At 46.7% G+C, this 3,997-nt stretch carries 2 tRNA genes and 2 rRNA genes; all 4 read right to left on the minus strand.

The annotated features are described in order from the left end of the window. Nucleotides 1-1,351: ribosomal RNA gene (locus tag IEX80_RS27680) — 23S ribosomal RNA — on the minus strand; the annotation flags it as partial. A 243-nt stretch (nucleotides 1,352-1,594) separates the two neighbouring features. Next, nucleotides 1,595-1,671, minus strand: a tRNA-Ala gene (locus IEX80_RS27685). 99 nt (nucleotides 1,672-1,770) lie between these two features. Beyond that, nucleotides 1,771-1,845, minus strand: a tRNA-Ile gene (locus IEX80_RS27690). Between the two features lie 211 nt (nucleotides 1,846-2,056). Then, nucleotides 2,057-3,577 (minus strand): 16S ribosomal RNA (locus tag IEX80_RS27695). Nucleotides 3,578-3,997: the final 420 nt, after the last annotated feature.

Raw genomic sequence — 3,997 nt, forward strand, 5'->3', positions numbered from 1 at the left:
CGATTAGCGTTGATCAGGAAACCTTAGTCTTTCGGTGGGCGGGTTTCTCTCCCGCCTTATCGTTACTTATGCCTACATTTGCTTTTCTATTCCCTCCACAGTCAGTTACCTTCCTGCTTCGCCGGATAATAGAATGCTCCCCTACCAGTCACATTACTGTGAATCCATAGCTTCGGTATACTGCTTGATGCCCGTTTATTATCCATGCCCGATCGCTCGACTAGTGAGCTGTTACGCACTCTTTAAATGAATGGCTGCTTCCAAGCCAACATCCTAGCTGTCTGTGCAATCGGACCTCGTTAGTTCAACTTAGCAATAATTTAGGGACCTTAGCTGATGGTCTGGGTTCTTTCCCTCTCGGCCATGGACCTTAGCACCCATAGCCTCACTCCAGCGTATATTATAAAGCATTCGGAGTTTATCTGGATTTGGTAGGATTTGACTCCCCCGCACCCAATTAGTAGCTCTACCTCTTTATAACTCAACCGCCAGGCTGTTCCTAAAAACATTTCGGGGAGTACGAGCTATTTCCCAGTTTGATTAGCCTTTCACCCCTACCCACAAGTCATCCGGAAACTTTTCAACGTTTATCGGTTCGGTCCTCCAGTACCTGTTACGGCACCTTCAACCTGCCCATGGGTAGATCACAAGGTTTCGCGTCTACCTCCCCTGACTATACGCCCTTTTCAGACTCGCTTTCGCTTCGGATCCGTGTCTTAAACACTTAACCTTGCCAGGGAAGAGTAACTCGTAGGCTCATTATGCAAAAGGCACGCCGTCACGGTGTTAACCGCTCCGACCGCTTGTAAGTACACGGTTTCAGGTTCTATTTCACTCCCCTGTTCGGGGTTCTTTTCACCTTTCCCTCACGGTACTGGTTCACTATCGGTCTCTCAGGAGTATTTAGCCTTACCGGATGGTGCCGGCAAATTCCCACAAGGCGTCTCCGACCTCGCGGTACTCAGGATACCACTATCCTATTATCTATTACCCGTACGCAGCTCTCATGCTCTATGGCAGGGTTTCCCACCCCCTTCCGGTTCTATTTAATATTCATGTTGTGGTCCTACAACCCCTGCTATGCCGTAACATAACAGGTTTGGGCTTCTTCCATTTCGCTCGCCACTACTCTGGAAATCACTATTGTTTTCTCTTCCTCTGCTTACTTAGATGTTTCAGTTCGGCAGGTTAGCGCATTTATGCAGTTATTCTTCAAATAACTAGGTTTCCCCATTCGGAAATCTGCGGATCAATTCATATTTGCTAATCCCCGCAGCTTATCGCAGCTTATCACGTCCTTCTTCGCCTCTGAGAGCCAAGGCATCCCCCGTGTACCCTTTCTTACTTTCTTCTACTCTTGCGCCTTTTGCGCCGCAAGGTATGTCTTTATTTTAGTCCGTCGTTCGACAGAGTCAAGAGTTCAGGAGTCAGGAAGCAAGATTACTCTTGTTTCTTTATTCTTGTAATCTTGGTTCTCAATCAAACAACTTCCTATCTGTTGTTTTCTCTTGTTTTCAATTACTTCTTCCAATATGTCAAAGAACGTTAGTTTTCATCTGTAGCGTAACCTATATTATAGTTACTGTAGAATACTTGGTGGAGAATAACGGATTCGAACCGTTGACCCCCTGCGTGCAAGGCAGGTGCTCTAGCCAGCTGAGCTAATCCCCCGAAGGATAAATTAATTAGTGATTTGGTGATTTATTGAATTAGTGATTGCTTTTCAATTCACTAACTCACTAATTCCTTAACTCGCTAATTGCCTTGTTGTAGTCCCGAGCAGATTTGAACTGCTGACCCCTACATTATCAGTGTAGTGCTCTAACCAAGCTGAGCTACAGGACTATTTGTTTTTAGTTGCAGTTATCAGTTGCAGTTTGCAGGACTTTTCTGCCTACTGCTGCTGCCACTGCTTACTGCCACTTGTCCTGTGCTTACTTTCGTTTACACATTCCACAGATGGCTTCATCTTCTGGGTTTCCTTTTGTCTTTTTTTTGTGTTTTAAGAAATATCATGTAGGTAACAGTTCCGAATTACTCAGAGATACTGCTCCAGAAAGGAGGTATTCCAGCCACACCTTCCGGTACGGCTACCTTGTTACGACTTAGCCCCAGTTACCGACTTTACCCTAGGACGCTCCTTGCGGTTACGCACTTCAGGCACTTCCAGCTTCCATGGCTTGACGGGCGGTGTGTACAAGGCCCGGGAACGTATTCACCGCGTCATTGCTGATACGCGATTACTAGCGAATCCAACTTCACGGGGTCGAGTTGCAGACCCCGATCCGAACTGTGAATGGCTTTATGAGATTGGCATCCTGTTGCCAGGTAGCTGCCCTCTGTACCATCCATTGTAGCACGTGTGTAGCCCCGGACGTAAGGGCCATGATGACTTGACGTCGTCCCCTCCTTCCTCTCTATTTGCATAGGCAGTCTGTTTAGAGTCCCCACCTTAAATGCTGGCAACTAAACATAGGGGTTGCGCTCGTTGCGGGACTTAACCCAACACCTCACGGCACGAGCTGACGACAGCCATGCAGCACCTAGTTTCGTGTTCCGAAGAACTGTGACGTCTCTGTCACATTCACTAACTTTCAAGCCCGGGTAAGGTTCCTCGCGTATCATCGAATTAAACCACATGCTCCTCCGCTTGTGCGGGCCCCCGTCAATTCCTTTGAGTTTCACCCTTGCGGGCGTACTCCCCAGGTGGAACACTTAACGCTTTCGCTTAGACGCTGACCGTATATCGCCAACATCGAGTGTTCATCGTTTAGGGCGTGGACTACCAGGGTATCTAATCCTGTTTGATCCCCACGCTTTCGTGCCTCAGCGTCAATCATACTTTAGTAAGCTGCCTTCGCAATTGGTGTTCTGTGACATATCTATGCATTTCACCGCTACTTGTCACATTCCGCCTACCTCAAGTACATTCAAGCTCTTCAGTATCAAGGGCACTGCGATAGTTGAGCTACCGTCTTTCACCCCTGACTTAAAAAGCCGCCTACGCACCCTTTAAACCCAATAAATCCGGATAACGCTTGGATCCTCCGTATTACCGCGGCTGCTGGCACGGAGTTAGCCGATCCTTATTCTCAAGGTACATTCAACCCGGTTCACGAACCGGGGTTTATTCCCCTGCAAAAGCAGTTTACAACCCGTAGGGCCGTCTTCCTGCACGCGGCATGGCTGGTTCAGACTTCCGTCCATTGACCAATATTCCTTACTGCTGCCTCCCGTAGGAGTCTGGTCCGTGTCTCAGTACCAGTGTGGGGGGTCATCCTCTCAGATCCCCTAAACATCGTCGCCTTGGTATGCCGTTACCACACCAACTAGCTAATGTTGCGCATGCCCATCTTGATCCTATAAATATTTGATTATAATACGATGCCATATCATAATGTTATGCGGTCTTAATCTCTCTTTCGAGAGGCTATCCCCCTGATCAAGGTAGGTTACATACGTGTTACGCACCCGTGCGCCACTCTCATTAGGAGCAAGCTCCCAAATCCCGTCCGACTTGCATGTATTAGGCCTGCCGCTAGCGTTCATCCTGAGCCAGGATCAAACTCTCCATTGTAAAATGTTTTGTTTAACCACTGACCCTATTATTAATTAATAGAATCTGTATTATATATCTTTATACAGTCTCTCTTCTTTTTGTAACTCTTCAGCTTTGTTTAACCTTGGTTAGACTTCGCCTCCCGTTACGCTACATGATTTCCATTTCTTAAAAGAACTTGCTCGCTTCATCATCCGAATCAGCTATTATGTCGTCGCAATTCGCATTGCTTAACTTGTCAGTTTGTTTCCCCGAAAATCGCTTCCGGCTCTTTTGTTTTACTCATTAACCATCGTTAACTTTCTTCCTTCTTTTATTGACTGAACTCGCTCAGCCTCAACTTCTTTCGCTCTCTCAAGCACCCTTCCGTTTGGGTCTGCAAAGGTAGAAAACCTTTTCTTATTTCCAAAACTTTTTTATTTTTTATTTTTAAAGTTT

This window comes from Mucilaginibacter rubeus (assembly GCF_014643835.1).
In the GTDB taxonomy this organism is placed as follows: Bacteria; Bacteroidota; Bacteroidia; order Sphingobacteriales; family Sphingobacteriaceae; genus Mucilaginibacter; species Mucilaginibacter rubeus.